A 17,301-nucleotide genomic window follows, 5' to 3' on the forward strand; every position below is an offset into this window, starting at 1 on the left:
CTCCTGAATTTAATTTTCTACATTAACACTGGCAACCTTAATGTTGACCTCTGTAACTGAAAGTCCTGTCATTGTCTCTATTGCAGACTTAACCTTATCCTGAACCTTAGCTGAAACAGCTGGTATCTGTGTTCCATACTTAAGATTAAGTGTTATATCTACAAGGACACTTGACTCTTCAACTGTTACCTTAACACCCTTAGAAAGATTCTTCATTCCAAGCTTGCTTACGATTTCATTAGTGATATTACCGCCAAGGCTGTCAACACCTTCAACCTCTGTAGCAGCAAGACCAGCAATAATAGCTACAACTTCATCAGCCACCTTAACTTCGCCAATATTAACATTCTCATGTATAGAATAAGTTGTACCTCTATCTTCAAACTCTTTTGTCATAACCGTCCTCCATATATTCATATTTAACTCAAAGTTAAAAAGATTATAACATAAACACTAATTATTGCAAATATTTATTGTTATCTTATCCGCAGCAAAGCCAGTTTTTCTTTTAATTATATCTTCAATCTGTGCTTTATCTGTATCTGAAAGCTCTGATACATTAATAACAGCATCCACATTGGTATCAGATACTGTAACTACCGATGAATCAAAGCCTTTAGCTGATAACAAAAGTTCTATTGCCGTTTCTTTATCAGCATTGTTCTCAAGCTTTGCAAGCTGTTCAACTGCTGCTTTCTTAGCATCCTCAGCAATACCTGCATCATCAGCTATGCTTTTCAGATTCTCTATGCTTGAAGCTCTGACCTGTTCCCTGTTTAACTTAGCAGCTGCAACAGCCTCTGACTTAACTCCTGCTGATGTAAGTATAACAGTTCCCGGCTCATCTGTAAAATCTGTGTCAGCAGCCTCAGCCTCATTACTATCTGTTGACACATTGTCAGCTACAACCGCAGCTGCCTTTTCTTTATCTTTAACTTTAATTATATTATCAAGGTCACCCGCATAATTAATATACCCGGCAGCAGCTATCATTATAGCAAGTGCCGTAATTATAATATGATTCTTTTTTACTCTTTTCAAAACTGCCTCCAAAAAAATTATTCCGACATTTTCATCACTTTAATTTTATGTACAGGAACACCTAAAAGGCCATTTATCGCATCTGTGATATAAGCAACCAGATTTTTATCATCACCTCCCTCACACACTACTAATACACCTGTAACCTCTTTTGTATCATTTGTTTTTACCAGGGTCTTTACTTTGCCTACTCCATCTGTATTTTCAAGCATCTGCTGTAGTTCTTCGCCAAGATTTTTCTCATAATCTTCTGACCCTGTGGATATAACCGGACCTGTTGTATAACTTTTTGCAGATGAACTTTTAGTTGGCATTGCAATCACCATCATAAGTATCCCTGCCAGTATTACTATAAATATTTTGTCTTTCCTTGTTTTATTCAGTAATCCTGTAAAAAATGATTCATTTTTACCACCATTATCCACTTACGCCTGCCTCCCTGATATCTATCTGTTCTACAGATATTTCATACCTGCCAGCTATATCTGTTCTTAATCTGTCAATATTATCATTGCCTGCAATATTGTTTTCTTTAACATATACATTTATCATACTGACCGCCGTCATATCTGATGTGAAGCTGCATTTTACAGAAACAGTTTCCAGACCGTAAGAAGCTGCAGTGCTATTGATATCTTCACTTATAATTTTTTCAGCCATTTTCTTGTCTGAAGTATTATATAAAGCCTGTGAGACATTATCGTTCTCCTTAGAATATGTTTTAAATCCATTACTTATACCATCCGTAATCTCACTTATATCTGCATTCTTAATATTAAGCAGCGGAATTATTATCGCCATTACAAGTATCAGTTTCATTACAAATGCTATGAATTCCTTATACTTTGGTGGCACAAGCTTTAATGCAATCTCTCCTGTAATTTCAAGAATAAATATTGTTTTAAACCAGTTAATAATACCTGTCATTGCACATTACCACATTTAAACATATAGATTAATATTAGTTGCAAAGCATATAATTGCCATTGTTAGGCACATAAGAACAACTGTGACAGCAATCATATATATCATATTTTCAAGACTTCCTGACAGAACAAGAACAGCTTTGACTATACGGCTGTCTGCCACAGGTTCTAATACTGCTCCAAGAATCTGATATAACAATGCCATGACAACAAGCTTAAGAAGAGGAATTCCTATTATTACAGCCATAACAATAACCGCAGACACACCAATAGAATTCTTGACAAGCACAGCAGACCCTGCAATTGTCTTAGATACAGTCTGTGCACTGTTTCCAATGCCAGGAATCATAGAAACAGCTTTGAATAAAACGGACATTTTAAGTGAATCGCTTAATGGAAGTATCAGACTTTTTATTCCGTTAAGTCCCAGAAAAAACATAAGCATTCCTTTTACTGACAATTTTATAATCTTTGTTATAAGCTGGCACATTTTGTTGAACTTATCTTTTTCACTGAATGTATCAAACATGCCTAATATCATATATACATAATTACATCTCATAAGAACATTTTTCACGAGGACATTAACTATGTACATAAGAAAAAGAATTATCTCATAATATGCTGCAGCACTTGATGCCCCACACGAATATGCAACTGCCGGAAAAAACACCGGGCAGAGTGCCTTGTATATATCAACCGACATCTGAACACATTCATAGCCTGTCCTTGCTGCATTAATAAACACCGCAACTATCAGCGTCATAAGAATGAATGATATAAAAAGCATCGCTGAATCAGATGCATTTTTATCAAGCACAGTAAGAAACATTGCGCATATAGATAAAAGTAATATCTGTATCAGAACTGTTCTGTTAGAAATAATTGCCTCGGTAACTGTTTCGGTAAAGTTAAAGCCTATATCCGTATCCGAACTGGCAACCGACCTGACAAGTTCTTTAAAAGATGTCCCCTTCCAGCCATAATCATCAAGCGTACTGTCTATGCCACTGTAATCAGCTTCATCTATCAGTGAATCATAATTAACTGTATCCTCATCCTGTGCATATATATATGTTTTCTGTATGATGAGCGCCGCCAGAAACGCTATCATAAAGGCAATTATTTTCTTAGTCAGACAATCCCCTCTGAAACCATTTCAAAAAGAGTTACTATAACCGGTATGCATAAACCCGCAACAGAAATCCTGGCGTATATTTCCATAGCTGACGCAAGTGCTGCAAATCCATTTTCTTTACATATATTTGATGATATTTCTGTTACATACGATATACCTATAACTTTGACTATCAGCTTTATATATTCCTGATTAATACCGGCAGTAAACATATTGATTCTTGTGTACACGGATATAAGCCCGTTAAATACAAGCATTGCTGTTCCTACACACAGAACAACTGACACAAAAGTCCCCATTGAAGAGCCTGTACTTTTCAAAACCAGAGCAAGAATCACACCTGTAACTGCACACACCGAAAGCGACAACACATTAATATGTACCACCCCCTATCACAATTCAAAAAGCTTTTTCATGGTAGTAAACAATTCAAGTATATAAGGTAATATCCAGTATATGACAATAAGAAGCCCTGCCAGTGCAGTAAGCGCTGCCTGGTCATCTCTTCCATTATGCTTTAATATCTGGTTAAGTATTGAAACAACTATGCCTACCGCTGCAATTTTGAATATTATGCTTACCTCCATACTTCACCTCCGATTCATATAAGTACAATCACAAGTATAAGTCCTGCTGATATTCCTGTAACGATATAAGCCTTCATCTTTCCTGCTGCATTAGTCTTAACCACATCAAGTTCCTCATTAAGTTCACACACAACAGATTGTATGTGTTTTAACTGACTGTCCTTGTCAATAAATGTGCTTATAGAGCCTGCCTCTTTTATAATCTCCAGCTGTCTTTTGCCAAGTATTCCTGCAAATGCTTTATCAGCAGCCTCATTCCATATCAATGCAAATGTGTCAATGTCCGATTTATTCAATGCTTCATATATGTATCCGGTGAAATTCCTGACATATGAACACATGTCAAAATCTCCAAGGCGTTCAAATATCTGCGTCATATCTATAAGTGAATATCCAATATGATTATTCATAACGGAAAGCATTCTTACCATGTCTTTTAATATTATTATCCTGTTCTTTAATCTCTGGCTGTATGAAAGACCATACATAAAACAGCCTGAAAGTATTAATATCCCGCCTATATATCCAGACATTTTCCTGCCTCCCCACATTTTTCCAATATTACAGCTCTCTTAAATCCATTTTTTCCGAAAAGACCTGCAAGTCTTTCATCTGTATCATATATACCGCTTCCATGTGCAGTTCCTATTACAGCGCAGCCACTTTTAATGCAGTATTTTACAGCTTTAATATCATCTTCCCCACCAATCTCATCCATTGCTACAACCTGAGGACTAAGCGAGCGAACAGCCATATATACTCCCGTAAGTTTATTACAACCATCTAAAACATCTGTCCTGCAACCAATATCATTACATGGAACTCCGTTTACACATGCCGCTATTTCACATCGTTCGTCAATTAAAACCACATTTTTTCTATATATATCAGATAACTGTCTTATAATGTCTCTAAGCAGTGTTGTTTTTCCAAAGCCCGGCGGTGATATTATAATAGTATGCTTTAACCCGTCTTTTAAAAGCTCATCCATTATATTATCAGCGCAGCCCTTCATCTGTTTAGCAATTCTTATACACATGAATGTCACATGTAAGAAATTCTTTACCTTACCATTCTCCCATATAACCTGTCCGCCAAGTCCTATTCTGTGTCCGCCTTTGATTGTCAGAAATCCATTTGCCATGCAGGATTCATATGCATAAGATGAATAATTAGTTGCTATTGACAGTATCCTTGTTATCATATGTTCATCTACAGGAACCGCACCTCTATGTTCACCATTATCACATATGGCAGCAGGCAGTCTTCCTGTACGCAGACGGATTTCCCTGACATGCTGAAATCCTGCATATATTCCAATATCTTTAATTAATTCATCCGGAAGAATTTTATAGAGTGATTCGTCATACAAAAAAAGCCCCTTCACTATTGTTTTTCACAATATATGAAAGGGCTGTCCGTTTTATTCTACTGACTTTAAAGATTCGACCATAGGAAGCTTCTTTAACTTTCCATACATGGCCAGATTAACTACAACTGAGAAAATCAGTGTGATAAGATATGAATATATATATGTTGTCGGTTTAATAGCATATCCAAACATTATTGCATCCATCTCAACAGTAAGCATTATGTATATGTGAAGAAGTCTTCCTAATAATAGTCCGAACACACCACCGATTAATGTAAGGAATATATTCTCACGGTACACATACATGCCTACCTCCGGGTCAAAGAAACCAAGTACCTTAATAGTTGCAATTTCTCTTCTTCTCTCTGATATATTAACATTTGTAAGATTATATAACACAACGAATGCAAGCAGCCCCGCTGATATTATAAGTACCCATGTTACCAGGTCAAGTGACTGTATCATATTTTCAAATCGTGTAACATTAGCATTAAGGAAACTCACACCCTTAATATAATCTCTTGTAAGATATTCATCGCCCATATAACTTTCAGTTTCGCTTACATCTCCGTTAATCTTTATAAGCACCCTGTTGTTATCAGGAACATTTCCAAAAAGTTCATTATAATATTCTGTACTTATATATACATAATGATTAACATACATTTCTGTAATACCTGATACAACAGCCTCTGTCTGCTTTCCAGCGGATGATGTTACTGTAATCTTATCACCTTTCTTTACCCCTAAATCTTTAGATAGCTTTTCAGTGATAACAACGCCTGAATCCCCAAGAGCCACATCATTATGTTTTCTTCTAGTTCTTAATGTCACATAATCTTTAAATGCATTCTTATCATCAACTATGACATATTCTGCTGTCTGTGTATCTTCACTGCTCTTAACATCATCAGAATAACCACAGTTTAGTAGAAAATCATCAATGTGTACGTCCGCTGACATGTCACTTTCAAGTGTATCCATATCCTCCTGTGTAATCCCATCTGTAAATGTGGCAACACTGTCATAATGTATAAGTTCACCGTACTGGTTATGAATAAGACATTCTATACTGTTCTTAATACCAAAGCCTGCTGTCATAAGTGCCGTACAGCCTGCAATCCCTACAACAGTCATAAGAAATCTCTTCTTATACAGGAACAGATTACGCATAGTAACCTTCATTGTGAATGACATGTGTTTCCATATAAATGTAATATGCTCAAGAAGGATTTTCTTACCGCTCTTAGGTGCTTTCGGACGCATAAGCTCTGATGGAACCTCTTCTAACTCACTGTAGCATGAAAAAAGAGCTGCTATAACTGTTACTAAAACCATGGTTGTAATGGCTATAATTGAAAGAAATATGTGGCTGTCGTACACTATTGGCGGAAGCTGGTATATTATATTCCAAGAATTATATATTACAAGCGGAAACAGTTTAAGACCTATGATACAGCCTGCTATTCCTCCAGTAACCGAAGCAATTAATGCATATGCTATATATTTGAATGCAATCACCTTTTTGCTGTATCCTAGTGCTTTATATGTTCCTATAAGTCCCCTTTCTTCTGCTACCATTCTTGTCATTGTTGTAAGACAGACAAGGGCAGATACAACTATAAAGAATATTGGAAATACCGTGGCAATGGCTTTCATCCTGTCTGCACTGGATTCATAATCTTTAAAAGAATACTGTTCCTGTCTTGTAAGCTCATACCATTTCCAGTCATCGCTGTCACCATATTTAGATTCAAAATCTTCCTTAGCCTGCGTCTCAATGCTGCTAAAATCATAATCAGCAAGTGCTTTCTCATATGCCGGCTGGATATATGGCTCAATAATAGCTGAAACATCCATTCCTACAAAATAATTACTGTACTGTTCTGTAAGTGATTCTACAACATGGTCGTATATAGCCGCTTTGGCAGCCTCTTTTGCCTCATTTACTGAATCTTCATATACATCCTGTATGTCATCTTTTCTTACATTAATTCTGCTCTGTGAAATATTATCTATTCTGTCAGCCGTTTCTTTAACGAGATCTTTATATTCAGTTCCATATGTATCCAATTCCTTTGCTCCATCAACTGTCGCAAATACTTCATTGAAATAATCGGACATGAATTCATCTTCCGTAATATACATAAGATAATTAATCCTGCCGCTTCCAACATTAGTAGTTCCAAGGTCATAAGAAACATAATATGGTGTATATACTGTTCCTACAACCGTATACTCTGAATCTTTAAGACTGTCATTAATATCATCCTGTGTTCCGGATGAAAGCTTGATTGTATCTCCTATAGAAAAATTATCCTTGGTATCTTCATATCTTACAACACATTCACCGCTATTTTCAGGAAGCCGTCCTTCCTTGATTCGTAACTGGTTAATGTAATTCTCATTATTCCTGTCTGTATTATCAGGTACTGACATTATATGTACAGCGGTCTCTATGCTGTCTTTCCTGATAACTGCATCCTGTGAATATGCAGGATACACTCCCTTAACACCATCAACTGCTCTTATAGCTTTAATATCATCTTCATTAAAACCTATTGATGATAAAAGTCTTAAATCACTCATATTATAATCATCATAATAGTTATCCGTTGAATTCTTCATATCATTAGAAGATGCTGTTACTCCTGCAAAAAATGCTACTCCAATAGCAACAATTGCAAATATAGCTATAAATCTTCCAAATGTTCTCTTAATCTCACGAAAGAGATCTTTCCACACTGATTTTCCCATATTGTACAAGCCTCCATAGTATTACCAGTCTATCTCGTCTACTGAAACAGGATTGTCATTAATAACAACACTGTCAACGATACCATTCTTTATCTTAATAACTTTATCTCCCATTGCTGAAATTGCCTGATTATGTGTTATAACAACAACAGTAATTCCATTCTTCTTACACATATCACTTAAAAGCTTAAGAATGGTTTTTCCTGTATTAATATCAAGCGCTCCTGTAGGTTCATCGCATAAAAGCATCTTAGGATTCTTTGCAAGTGCTCTTGCAATGGCAACTCTCTGCTGTTCACCACCTGATAACTGTGACGGAAAATTTCCTATTCTGTCAGATAATCCCACAGCTTCTATTGTCTTAACAATATCAAGAGGCTCTTTACATATCTGCGTTGCCAGTTCAACATTTTCTTTGACAGTAAGATTCTGTACAAGATTATAGAACTGGAATACGAATCCGATATCATATCTTCTGTATGCTGTAAGCTGTCTCGAACTATACTTGTCAATTCTTTTACCATCAACAGTTATTTCCCCGGTAGTACATGTATCCATTCCTCCAAGGATGTTAAGAATAGTACTCTTTCCTGCACCACTAGGTCCTAATACAACAGCAAATTCGCCTTTATCAATCTTAAAATCCACTCCATTCAATGCTCTTATCTTTACATCACCCATTTTGTATATTTTCTTTACATTTTTAAATTCTATATATGCCATAGTTTCTCCTTTTTTATTCCAGACAGTATTAAATCACATATTAATCTATATATAATAATACCTTATAGCACTCATAAATTCAAATCATTTTAATATAATCATAGAAAGACATTTTATTAAATTTCTATGAAATCATTTAAGAATTTTTCAATTATTATACTCGTATTATCGTTGTTGGTTTGTTGCATATTCTGTCCTGTAACAACTCAGGCAGCAGGACTATATTCAAAATACTCTGTTCTTATTGATTCTGATTCAGGCAGGATACTTTCTGGCAGCAATGAAACAACGGCTGTAAGCATGGCAAGCACAACTAAAATTATGACTCTTATTATTGCTTTGGAAAACTGTGACAAGAATTTTGTCGTAACAACTTCCGCCTACGCAGCTTCCATGCCTGATGTACAGCTTAACGCCGTAACTGGTGAGCAATTCATAATTAACGACCTATACTACTCACTTATGCTTGAATCACATAATGATTCCGCTGTAATAATTGCTGAAAATGCTGCTTATTACTTACTATGTAAAAATCCTTCTTTAAGGTCTGAAACTCCGTTTATCAATAATTATAATTACGATTCCTCATTTCTTTCTGAGATTAACCATGAACAAAGTGAAATACTTGTACATATATTTACCGGCCTTATGAATGAAAAAGCGGATGATATTCTCTTATCAGACACATATTACATAACACCTAATGGTCTTGATGCCGAGGATAACTATAGTTTTCATCATACAACAGCATATGACCTTGCAAAAACCATGGCATATTGTATTAATAATGAGGATTTTTTATATATAACACAGACTGTTTCTAAAACAATTTCAGACACAACAGGCAGATACCATTACCAGCTAAATAACAAAAACAGGCTTTTAAATCCTAATGAAGGAATTATCTCTGGAAAAACAGGTTTCACTAACAAAGCCGGATACTGCTATGTATGTGCATACAAAGACAAAAACCGGACACTGTGCATCGCCCTGCTTGCATGTGGCTGGCCACCAAATAAGAATTACAAATGGAGTGACGCCAACTATCTTATTGCACTTGGTAAGAAATACAACAAGCAGAAATATTTTAATTGCGAGTACACATTTTACATTCCTGTATCTAAAGGAAAATATAGCTTCTGTGAACTTATTCCTGACAGTGCTGTTGAGTTTCTTGCCTGCGATGACGATTCCGTAAATATCCAGATAGATATTCCAGAAACACTTACTGCTCCTGTCAATTCAGCACAGATATATGGAACAATTAATATATATGTAAATAATGAGCCTGCCCGCAGTATTAATCTGAAAGCAAAGCAGAGTATTCCCAAAAAATCCCATACACTGGATATATTTGATACAATATTTCGATAGCAGCGCAAATTTGGGGATTATTTTACGAAAACACATGACACGGTTATAATTGTGTTATATAATTAAAAAGTCGGTTTTAACTGGCTAATAATATATGGAGACAATAATAATGAATAAAGTATACAAAGTATTTCCGGGTGGCAAATTCAAGGTTCTTACTTTCAGTTATGATGACGGAAAGCTTGAGGACAGACGGCTTGTAAAGCTTTTTAACAAATATAATCTTAAAGCAACATTTAATCTGGACACAGGCATTATTGATCCTGCGATAAGAATTCCTCAGGAGGAATGGCCTGAGCTTTATAAAGGACATGATATTGCTGTTCATACATTTACACATCCTACTATGATAAGACTAAATGATTATGCTGCTCTTAAAGAAATTCTTGAAGATAAGGTTAATCTTGAAAAAATATTTAACCGTCCGATATACGGTCTTGCCTATCCTAACGGTTCTTACGACAGCCGTATAGTTGATATTGCCAAATCTGTCGGCATTAAATATGCAAGAGTTACCAATGATAAATACGCTGCCACTAAAGCTGCAGAAGCCTATGCTGCTAATGCCGATGGTCCTATACTTATAGGGGATGAGAATGGTTTTTCTATGCCTGAAGACTATATGCGCTGGGTTCCAACCTGTCATCACAATCATAATCTTATTGATTTTGGCAAGAAGTTCATGGCACTTACTAAAAAACAGTATCTTTACATGATGTATGTCTGGGGACACAGCTTTGAATTTGAAAGAAACAATAATTGGGAAATCATTGAGGAATTCTGTGAAATGATTGCTAACCGTGATGATATCTGGTATGCAACCAATTCTGATATTGTTGAATACAACGAATTGTTTGACAGACTTGAGTTCTTTGCTGATAACGAATATGTTCATAACCCTTCTGTTAAGTCAGTATGGCTTGCAGTAAATAATAGTACTATTGTTGAAGTAAAAGGCGGCGAAACAGTTAAATTATAATAACGCATTATTAAAGGCGGCTTACCATTACAGGTTTGCCGCCCTCTTTTTATTCATGCTTAAGATTCTTAAATGCATTTCTTAATGTAATTGGATTGCCATATCTTAACGTTCCCATTCTGTATATCTTAGAGCCTAATATACCAACTGCTATTGTGCTTACAATAAGAATAACAAACGATACAGCTATCTCAGCAAAACTCACATTTCCAAGTGCTACTCTTGCAAACATCGCACTGTATGAGCTTATCGGCAGGAATGAAAGAACCTTCATAAGAATTCCATCTACATTATTAAGCTGGGATAATCCTATAAAATATACAATCATAATAACAAACTGTACACTTCCGGCACTTTTGTTAATATCCTCTGTCTTAGACACAAGTGCTCCCATTGCACCATATATAAATACATAGAACAGCAGCCCTCCAAATCCAAAGAACGCAAATGTTATAAGCACATCTGAAGGAATATTAAATATTTTATCAAATAATCCACCCCATGAGTCTCTGTTAATCTTATAGCTTCCAAGTATTACTGCAAATATAATTCCAACCTGTAAAAGTGCTGCAGATGTACCTGCCAGTACCTTTCCAAAGAAAAGGCTGTTAGTATCAGCACTGGTTACAAGAAGTTCCATTGTTCTGTTTGATTTCTCCTGTGTTACAGAAGTTGCTACCATTACTCCATACAGAATGATAACCATGAACACAATAATTATAAGTGCATAACAATACCAGTAATTACTCATCATGTCTTTTCCAAGTACAGTTGTCTCGGAATTGATAACCGGATTAAAAGCATTTTCAATCTCTGCCATATCCAGATTATTCTCCTTACAATAGTTATACTGGCTTAGCAGCTGCATTGCATATGTAAATCTCTGCGTCATATCATCAAACATATCACTATTATTAACGACATATTCAAAATCTGTTGCATTCTTTACAACAAAACCAGCAATGACATTTTCATCATTTTCAATCTTATCTACAAGTGCATCTCTTGACGAAACATTTTCAATCTTCACATCATTTAATACACCTTCTACAATTCCTGTTCCCGCAAATATGTCTTTTTCATCACAGATTATGATAACATCAGTAATCTCCGTATTATCAGCGGTATCATCAGTATCATCTTTATTTATTCCAAGAATTCCTGACATATCAAATACACTTGGAAGAAACAGTATCACTGCAGCAAGAACAGCTATAACAATTGTAGAAATCATAAAGCTTTTATTCTTGATATAATTCATAATCTCATACTGGAATATTACTCCGAACTTCTTCATTATCTGTCACCCCCTACAGCTTTTACAAATATATCATTAAGCGATGGTCTGTAGCTGTCAAATGATGCTATCTCTATATCAGCATTCATAATTTCTTTAATAAGTGCATTTCCAGAAAGCTCTTGAATATTCTTTACTATAACACCATCTTTATGTATTCCTGTTACAGATAATGTATCTTCGCAGCTGGTCTTTAACTTTTCTGCCAGTTCTTCTGCTCCCATTCCAACAGCCGATATTATAAGCTGATTCTTTCCATATTCAGCCTTAATATCTGCAATATCACCTGATAATGCAATCTCACCGTTATTAATTATTGCTATATCCTCACAGAACTCCTCCACATAGCTCATCTGATGGCTTGAGAATATAACTATTCTTCCTTCTTCTATCAATTCTGTTACAACATCCTGTAATATCTTGGAATTAACCGGGTCAAGTCCACTGAATGGCTCATCTAATATAACAATCTCAGGCTCACAGACAAGTGTTGATGCAAGCTGGACCTTCTGCTGATTACCTTTGCTGAGTGTCTCTAACTTCACATCTGTATACTGTGATACCTGCAGTCTTTTAAGCCATTTATCAGTATTCTTCTTAGCTTCAGCCTTAGATAAGCCTCTTAACCTGCCAAGATACACAAGCTGTTCTGATACTTTTTTCTTAGGATATAATCCTCTCTCTTCCGGCAGATATCCTATCAGATGCTCCTTTGGATTAAATTTTTTACCATCAAGAAATATTTCTCCTGAATTGGCATGAAATACATCCATAATAATTCTTATAGTTGTAGTCTTTCCTGCACCATTACGTCCAAGAAGACCTAATGCCTTGCCGCCTTCCACATCAAATGAAATGCCGTGAAGGACTTCTTTCTCACCAAATGACTTGGTAAGATTTTTCACTTCAAGTTTCATTAAATTAATCTCCCCTCATATATTGTGAAATCTTTGATAATTGTATCACATGTATAGAAATTTTGATAGTCAAATTTATATACATTTTAATTGTTTATATGCATATTAGATGTTTAACATACCGGCTGATAATGTTATACTTGATTCACTAATTCTAGAAAGGAATATTTTAAAATGAAGAAAAAACATTTATTATTAAGCATAATCCTATTATGTATTTTATTCAGCCTGACTGCATGTGGCAGACAGAATTCTGGTAATTCATCAACTTCCGATGGAAACACTCAGTTATCCGGCAAGCACCATGTTGCCATTGAAGTAAACAATTATGGAACGATTGAGGTAGAACTTGATGCAGATACTGCCCCAATTACTGTTACTAATTTTATTAATCTTGCCAATTCAGGATTTTATAACGGTCTGACTTTTCATCGCGTAATTGATGGATTTATGATTCAGGGTGGAGACCCTAATGGTGACGGAACTGGTGGCTCTTCTGAGAAAATCAAGGGTGAATTCAAGTCAAATGGCGTCCAAAATAATATAAGCCATATAAGAGGCACTATATCTATGGCACGCTCTTCTGCTAATAATTCTGCAAGTTCTCAGTTTTTCATTATGCAAAAGGACACTCCAAGCCTTGACGGACAATACGCAGCTTTCGGAACTGTCACGAGCGGCATGGACATTGTCGATAAGATATGTAAAGACTGCACTGATACTAATCAGAATGGTGTGATTACAGATAAGAGTAAACAGCCTGTGATTAGTACTATAAGGGTTGTGGATTAACGAATAACCGCACCGTCTTACGACGGTGCGGTTATTATATTAAAACATATTCTATTTATCAAAATCATAACTATTCTCATATATATCTAAAACCTGAGTCACAAAAGCAGCCTGATTCTTGCTTTCTTCTGTGCCAGTATTAACCTGATACCCATACGTCATGTAATCATAAAAGTTTCTTGGAGTGATTGGTCCAAGCTTGTACTCATCCCTAATCAGATTAATACCATCTGAATAATCCCTTACTAACGCCTCAAATGCTTTCTGCGGGTCTTTAAATACCGCTTTTCCATTTTCATCTGCCCCAATTGCAAATTCTTCTCCATGATCAAGAAAATCCTGTACTTTTACATTGCCATGCTCTCTGCCAGCCACATACTCCTGCACATATGGATGTGCAACCTTTGGCGGCTTTGTCTTACAACCTGCCATAGAAGCAAAACACATCAATGTAAACCCAATTAAAAATACTTTTTTCATAGTACCCCTCCATTCACAAGTCAGGTTATGGTTGTATCTACATATTTAATATAACATACGTATCTATATCTTGACAATATATTATTATTTTTTTCAATACTTTTTAATATTTCACATTCAGTCTGTGACTGTAGCCTTCCATTCTCTTTGCAAATACATCAAGCTGTCCTTTATATTTACCATACGCTTTCTCATCAATCAAAGACTCATTATGATACCGTTCAACAAGCTCTGATGAGTCTTTGAAAGCCTTAATTGCTAAATCCTTGTAATTATTCTCAAGATTAATCTGGATTTCATTGAGTGATGTTTCTATCTCTTTCTTGGTTGTGTTCTTCTTAAATATTGACATGTAAATCAGATGTCCTTTCTTTTCTAAGTATTCGTTCTGTAAAATATCCAACCTGTTTATACTATATTATAGTTTCACTTTATCTACAATCTGAGGCACGGAAAAATCCGTGCTAATACATGCTGAATAAATAGATCCTGATTTATAATAAATGTATTAATTGATGTTTCTCATATACATAGTTTTGCGTCCGGCTCCGGTTTTAATAATAGCTCCTTCTTCTACAAGTTTTTTAAGTGCAGATTCGACAGAGGAGCTGCCAAGGCTGGGACATGAAAGTAATGCATCCTGTTTTGAAAACTTTCCAAGCGTATTTTCTGTGAATGACTTTACAATATCGTAAGCATTGCTCTTCTTTCCTGTTTTTGCTGCAAGTGATACTCTGGATTCAAATTCCCTATAGCATGATAAGATAATGCCAAGCAGATATTTTATGAATGGCTTTGGATCATTTTCTCCTGAGTGCCATCCCATGTCAGCTTGCTGCAATACTTCATAATAAGTTTCTTTTGTATCTGCAATAGCTTTTTCAATACTGATATACTGTCCAACTATATAGCCGGTGCGATACAATAACAGTAATGTGAGCAGACGGCTCATTCTGCCGTTTCCATCGTTAAATGGGTGAATGCATAAGAAATCTAATATGAAATTTGGAATTAAAATAAGAGGGTCAACTATTCCTTCTCCAAAAGCCTTATTATATTCCTCACAAAGACGCTCTACAGCACTTGGAGTTTCATAGGGTTCAAGTGGCTTGAATAATACAATCTTTTCTCCATTTTCAATAACCATATCAATTTCATTAGGTGTAGTTTTAAATTTTCCACCATAGGAAAAAGCCGTATATTTTAATAACTCACCATGTAACTGCAGAATATAACTGCTTCTTACTGGAATTGCTTCATAACTTTCATGAATTATATTTAATGCATTCCTATAACCAAGGATTTCCTGTTCATCTCTGTTTCGTGGAGTCGTCTTATTTTCAACTAACTGCTTTAATCTTGAATTAGTGGTAATAATACCTTCTATCTGATTTGAGCTTTCGGTACTCTGAATTTTAGCAATCTCAACTAATCTATTTAATTCAACCGGTTTCTGCCTTAAAAATAGGTCCTGTTTACCCTTAAATTCGTGAATCTGTGCAACATATGCCATTATTTCATTATCCCAGGTTCTTTCCTTAAGTTTTGAATAATCAAATTCTCGCATCAGGTACTCCTTTCTCCCAAATGTTACTTCTTTCTCCCAATTATAATATATTTTGGGAGAAAAACAAGAGAAATGGGAGTAACATTTTACTATCTTATATATTTACCACTTAAATTTAATTTATCCTAAACCTTGTATAGAAAATAAATTAGGGAATTGTCTGAGAAATTATTTATTATCTTCGTTATTCTGTTCATGCAATTTACTACGATTGATAACTGGTCTGGAGTTTATGAAACAATATATGATTTTGTTTTTATATATTTTGTTAGATTCATGCATACAAAAGTAAGCCCTACTTTCATTTCCATGCAATCTTTTCCCATAAGATTACTCCATAAATAAATATTTTGCACCCATATCAAAACAACCTAAATACCTGTTCTATAGCGGGAGGTTACTTCTATTTACCTCATTAATAAATTTCCTTAACATGTAAAAATGCAAGAACAACATTTAGTCATCCTTGCACTTGATTCTATTATTCATTTATCAATTTGTTTAACTGTTGCAGCATTTCTACTAGCTTATTAACTGACTTATCAGCTAAGTTCTCAAGAGATAATTTGCTTTCTTCTAATCCATACTGTTGTTTGATTTCATTTATTTGTTCTTTAATTTTACCATTATATGTACTAAATTTATTTAAGAATTCTAACATTGTATCCGTAAAATCATTCGACAGATAATTGGCATATGATGTTTCCGACTCTTCAATCATTCTCATAGCTGATTCTATCTTTAGGGCTTTCTGATTATTTGAAATCATTGTTATTCTCCTTTATGAAATTTTTCTTTCTATTATACTAATTATTGGGGATCAATCTTTTTTTGCATAACAAGAAACCTCTAAATAACCATCACCATCTATACATGTAATCCAACATTTTCCATAATCAGTCTTATATTCTGCCATATCTGAATCTACAGAAATTGCTTCATAAACTTCACCAGCTTGATCTGTAAGAGTTTTAAATAACTTTTTTCTGTCATTACCGGTATATTTCCAACATACAGTATTTACAGTTTGATTACGGATATTTTTTTTATATGATGTAACTGTTAAGGTTCCTTTCTTACCTTTCCACTTAAAATTATTATATATATAATACAGATGATTTCCATATTCACTAGATAAATCCTCGTCTGGTTTACCTAATATTTCCTCTACTTTACTATTAGCCTCTCCAAGTCTAAGTTCTGTCATAGGTAGTGCCATATTTTTTGTTTCAGATACATACTTTTTACCACATCCCATAAAAGATAAACAACTAATAATTAATAATGATATTATTATAACTCCCCTTTTCATCAAGCCGTGCATTCTAATTTTCCTCCTCGTATTATGGTT

Annotated in this window: 21 protein-coding genes; 3 read left to right on the forward strand and 18 right to left on the reverse strand. The window is 34.9% G+C overall.

All coding sequences use genetic code 11. The features are described 5' to 3' along the window. Nucleotides 1-9 precede the first annotated feature (9 nt). From EUBELI_RS05270 to EUBELI_RS05320, 11 genes are read right to left on the reverse strand one after another with little or no spacing between them, the layout of a single operon-like run. The gene (locus EUBELI_RS05270) at nucleotides 10-396 is read right to left on the reverse strand and encodes an Asp23/Gls24 family envelope stress response protein (protein WP_041688098.1); all 387 of its coding nucleotides are present in this window, start codon (nucleotides 394-396) and stop codon (nucleotides 10-12) included. A 57-nt stretch (nucleotides 397-453) separates the two neighbouring features. Then, nucleotides 454-1,041, reverse strand: a complete 588-nt coding sequence (locus EUBELI_RS05275) for a SpoIIIAH-like family protein (RefSeq protein ID WP_022098650.1) — start codon at nucleotides 1,039-1,041, stop codon at nucleotides 454-456. Between the two features lie 17 nt (nucleotides 1,042-1,058). Further along, nucleotides 1,059-1,466, reverse strand: a complete 408-nt coding sequence (locus EUBELI_RS05280; protein ID WP_012739326.1) for a hypothetical protein — start codon at nucleotides 1,464-1,466, stop codon at nucleotides 1,059-1,061. Then, a complete protein-coding gene (locus tag EUBELI_RS05285; RefSeq protein WP_012739327.1) occupies nucleotides 1,459-1,968 on the reverse strand; it encodes a stage III sporulation protein AF in 510 nt (169 codons plus the stop codon). The genes EUBELI_RS05280 and EUBELI_RS05285 overlap by 8 nt, the downstream gene beginning before the upstream one ends. Before the next feature lie 15 nt (nucleotides 1,969-1,983). Beyond that, nucleotides 1,984-3,081: a stage III sporulation protein AE gene (locus tag EUBELI_RS05290; RefSeq protein ID WP_012739328.1), complete on the reverse strand. Its 1,098-nt coding sequence runs from the start codon at nucleotides 3,079-3,081 to the stop codon at nucleotides 1,984-1,986. A 20-nt stretch (nucleotides 3,082-3,101) separates the two neighbouring features. Then, entirely contained in the window at nucleotides 3,102-3,491 is a 390-nt protein-coding gene (locus tag EUBELI_RS05295; protein ID WP_147345962.1) for a SpoIIIAC/SpoIIIAD family protein, read from the reverse strand. 6 nt (nucleotides 3,492-3,497) lie between these two features. Continuing rightward, the gene (gene spoIIIAC / locus EUBELI_RS05300; RefSeq protein WP_012739330.1) at nucleotides 3,498-3,692 is read right to left on the reverse strand and encodes a stage III sporulation protein AC; all 195 of its coding nucleotides are present in this window, start codon (nucleotides 3,690-3,692) and stop codon (nucleotides 3,498-3,500) included. 14 nt (nucleotides 3,693-3,706) lie between these two features. Then, nucleotides 3,707-4,225 carry a stage III sporulation protein AB gene (locus EUBELI_RS05305; RefSeq protein ID WP_012739331.1) on the reverse strand — a complete coding sequence of 173 codons (519 nt, stop codon included), beginning with the start codon at nucleotides 4,223-4,225 and terminating at the stop codon, nucleotides 3,707-3,709. After that, on the reverse strand, nucleotides 4,210-5,064 hold the full coding sequence (locus EUBELI_RS05310; RefSeq protein WP_022098655.1) for a stage III sporulation protein AA: 855 nt from the start codon (nucleotides 5,062-5,064) through the stop codon (nucleotides 4,210-4,212). Before EUBELI_RS05310 ends, EUBELI_RS05305 begins: the two co-directional genes overlap by 16 nt. Before the next feature lie 51 nt (nucleotides 5,065-5,115). Then, entirely contained in the window at nucleotides 5,116-7,821 is a 2,706-nt protein-coding gene (locus EUBELI_RS05315; protein ID WP_012739333.1) for an ABC transporter permease, read from the reverse strand. A 21-nt stretch (nucleotides 7,822-7,842) separates the two neighbouring features. After that, a complete protein-coding gene (locus EUBELI_RS05320) occupies nucleotides 7,843-8,544 on the reverse strand; it encodes an ABC transporter ATP-binding protein (protein ID WP_012739334.1) in 702 nt (233 codons plus the stop codon). Between the two features lie 126 nt (nucleotides 8,545-8,670). Between EUBELI_RS05320 and EUBELI_RS13590 the strand changes: the two genes are divergently transcribed. Together EUBELI_RS13590 and EUBELI_RS05330 are read left to right on the forward strand one after the other, a co-directional pair. Further along, nucleotides 8,671-9,918 carry a D-alanyl-D-alanine carboxypeptidase family protein gene (locus EUBELI_RS13590; protein WP_012739335.1) on the forward strand — a complete coding sequence of 416 codons (1,248 nt, stop codon included), beginning with the start codon at nucleotides 8,671-8,673 and terminating at the stop codon, nucleotides 9,916-9,918. 109 nt (nucleotides 9,919-10,027) lie between these two features. Continuing rightward, entirely contained in the window at nucleotides 10,028-10,897 is an 870-nt protein-coding gene (locus tag EUBELI_RS05330) for a polysaccharide deacetylase family protein (RefSeq protein ID WP_041688099.1), read from the forward strand. A 49-nt stretch (nucleotides 10,898-10,946) separates the two neighbouring features. Here EUBELI_RS05330 and EUBELI_RS05335 read toward each other — a convergent pair whose 3' ends face one another. Both EUBELI_RS05335 and EUBELI_RS05340 read right to left on the reverse strand, forming a co-directional pair. Next, nucleotides 10,947-12,194: an ABC transporter permease gene (locus EUBELI_RS05335; RefSeq protein ID WP_012739337.1), complete on the reverse strand. Its 1,248-nt coding sequence runs from the start codon at nucleotides 12,192-12,194 to the stop codon at nucleotides 10,947-10,949. Beyond that, complete coding sequence (locus tag EUBELI_RS05340) at nucleotides 12,194-13,111, reverse strand: ABC transporter ATP-binding protein (protein ID WP_012739338.1); 918 nt, start codon at nucleotides 13,109-13,111, stop codon at nucleotides 12,194-12,196. Before EUBELI_RS05340 ends, EUBELI_RS05335 begins: the two co-directional genes overlap by 1 nt. 174 nt (nucleotides 13,112-13,285) lie before the next feature. Between EUBELI_RS05340 and EUBELI_RS05345 the strand changes: the two genes are divergently transcribed. Further along, a complete protein-coding gene (locus EUBELI_RS05345; RefSeq protein WP_012739339.1) occupies nucleotides 13,286-13,903 on the forward strand; it encodes a peptidylprolyl isomerase in 618 nt (205 codons plus the stop codon). A 51-nt stretch (nucleotides 13,904-13,954) separates the two neighbouring features. On the opposite strand, the gene EUBELI_RS05350 is transcribed toward EUBELI_RS05345, so the two are convergent. The 5 genes from EUBELI_RS05350 to EUBELI_RS05370 all read right to left on the reverse strand — a co-directional run bounded on the left by EUBELI_RS05350 (nucleotide 13,955) and on the right by EUBELI_RS05370 (nucleotide 17,274). Continuing rightward, complete coding sequence (locus tag EUBELI_RS05350) at nucleotides 13,955-14,383, reverse strand: hypothetical protein (protein ID WP_012739340.1); 429 nt, start codon at nucleotides 14,381-14,383, stop codon at nucleotides 13,955-13,957. Between the two features lie 103 nt (nucleotides 14,384-14,486). Continuing rightward, nucleotides 14,487-14,735 carry a hypothetical protein gene (locus EUBELI_RS05355; protein WP_041688101.1) on the reverse strand — a complete coding sequence of 83 codons (249 nt, stop codon included), beginning with the start codon at nucleotides 14,733-14,735 and terminating at the stop codon, nucleotides 14,487-14,489. A 156-nt stretch (nucleotides 14,736-14,891) separates the two neighbouring features. Further along, nucleotides 14,892-15,950 (reverse strand): Fic family protein, encoded by a 1,059-nt coding sequence (locus EUBELI_RS05360; protein WP_012739342.1) that lies wholly within the window; start codon nucleotides 15,948-15,950, stop codon nucleotides 14,892-14,894. A gap of 481 nt (nucleotides 15,951-16,431) precedes the next feature. Further along, on the reverse strand, nucleotides 16,432-16,719 hold the full coding sequence (locus EUBELI_RS05365) for a hypothetical protein (RefSeq protein WP_012739343.1): 288 nt from the start codon (nucleotides 16,717-16,719) through the stop codon (nucleotides 16,432-16,434). A 51-nt stretch (nucleotides 16,720-16,770) separates the two neighbouring features. Continuing rightward, nucleotides 16,771-17,274, reverse strand: coding sequence for a hypothetical protein (locus tag EUBELI_RS05370; RefSeq protein ID WP_041688103.1), 504 nt, complete (start codon nucleotides 17,272-17,274; stop codon nucleotides 16,771-16,773). Nucleotides 17,275-17,301: the final 27 nt, after the last annotated feature.

It is taken from the genome of [Eubacterium] eligens ATCC 27750 (assembly GCF_000146185.1).
Lineage (GTDB): Bacteria > Bacillota > Clostridia > Lachnospirales > Lachnospiraceae > Lachnospira > Lachnospira eligens.

Bases quoted from the DNA above. Each gene is read 5' to 3' on its own strand.
- EUBELI_RS05270 (WP_041688098.1), bottom strand. From the start codon at position 396: ATGACAAAAGAGTTTGAAGATAGAGGTACAACTTATTCTATACATGAG.
- EUBELI_RS05285 (WP_012739327.1), bottom strand. From the start codon at position 1,968: ATGACAGGTATTATTAACTGGTTTAAAACAATATTTATTCTTGAAATT.
- EUBELI_RS05290 (WP_012739328.1), bottom strand. From the start codon at position 3,081: ATGATAGCGTTTCTGGCGGCGCTCATCATACAGAAAACATATATATAT.
- spoIIIAC (WP_012739330.1), bottom strand. From the start codon at position 3,692: ATGGAGGTAAGCATAATATTCAAAATTGCAGCGGTAGGCATAGTTGTT.
- EUBELI_RS05305 (WP_012739331.1), bottom strand. From the start codon at position 4,225: ATGTCTGGATATATAGGCGGGATATTAATACTTTCAGGCTGTTTTATG.
- EUBELI_RS05315 (WP_012739333.1), bottom strand. From the start codon at position 7,821: ATGGGAAAATCAGTGTGGAAAGATCTCTTTCGTGAGATTAAGAGAACA.
- EUBELI_RS05320 (WP_012739334.1), bottom strand. From the start codon at position 8,544: ATGGCATATATAGAATTTAAAAATGTAAAGAAAATATACAAAATGGGT.
- EUBELI_RS13590 (WP_012739335.1), top strand. From the start codon at position 8,671: ATGAAATCATTTAAGAATTTTTCAATTATTATACTCGTATTATCGTTG.
- EUBELI_RS05330 (WP_041688099.1), top strand. From the start codon at position 10,028: ATGAATAAAGTATACAAAGTATTTCCGGGTGGCAAATTCAAGGTTCTT.
- EUBELI_RS05335 (WP_012739337.1), bottom strand. From the start codon at position 12,194: ATGAAGAAGTTCGGAGTAATATTCCAGTATGAGATTATGAATTATATC.
- EUBELI_RS05340 (WP_012739338.1), bottom strand. From the start codon at position 13,111: ATGAAACTTGAAGTGAAAAATCTTACCAAGTCATTTGGTGAGAAAGAA.
- EUBELI_RS05345 (WP_012739339.1), top strand. From the start codon at position 13,286: ATGAAGAAAAAACATTTATTATTAAGCATAATCCTATTATGTATTTTA.
- EUBELI_RS05350 (WP_012739340.1), bottom strand. From the start codon at position 14,383: ATGAAAAAAGTATTTTTAATTGGGTTTACATTGATGTGTTTTGCTTCT.
- EUBELI_RS05355 (WP_041688101.1), bottom strand. From the start codon at position 14,735: ATGTCAATATTTAAGAAGAACACAACCAAGAAAGAGATAGAAACATCA.
- EUBELI_RS05360 (WP_012739342.1), bottom strand. From the start codon at position 15,950: ATGCGAGAATTTGATTATTCAAAACTTAAGGAAAGAACCTGGGATAAT.
- EUBELI_RS05365 (WP_012739343.1), bottom strand. From the start codon at position 16,719: ATGATTTCAAATAATCAGAAAGCCCTAAAGATAGAATCAGCTATGAGA.
- EUBELI_RS05370 (WP_041688103.1), bottom strand. From the start codon at position 17,274: ATGCACGGCTTGATGAAAAGGGGAGTTATAATAATATCATTATTAATT.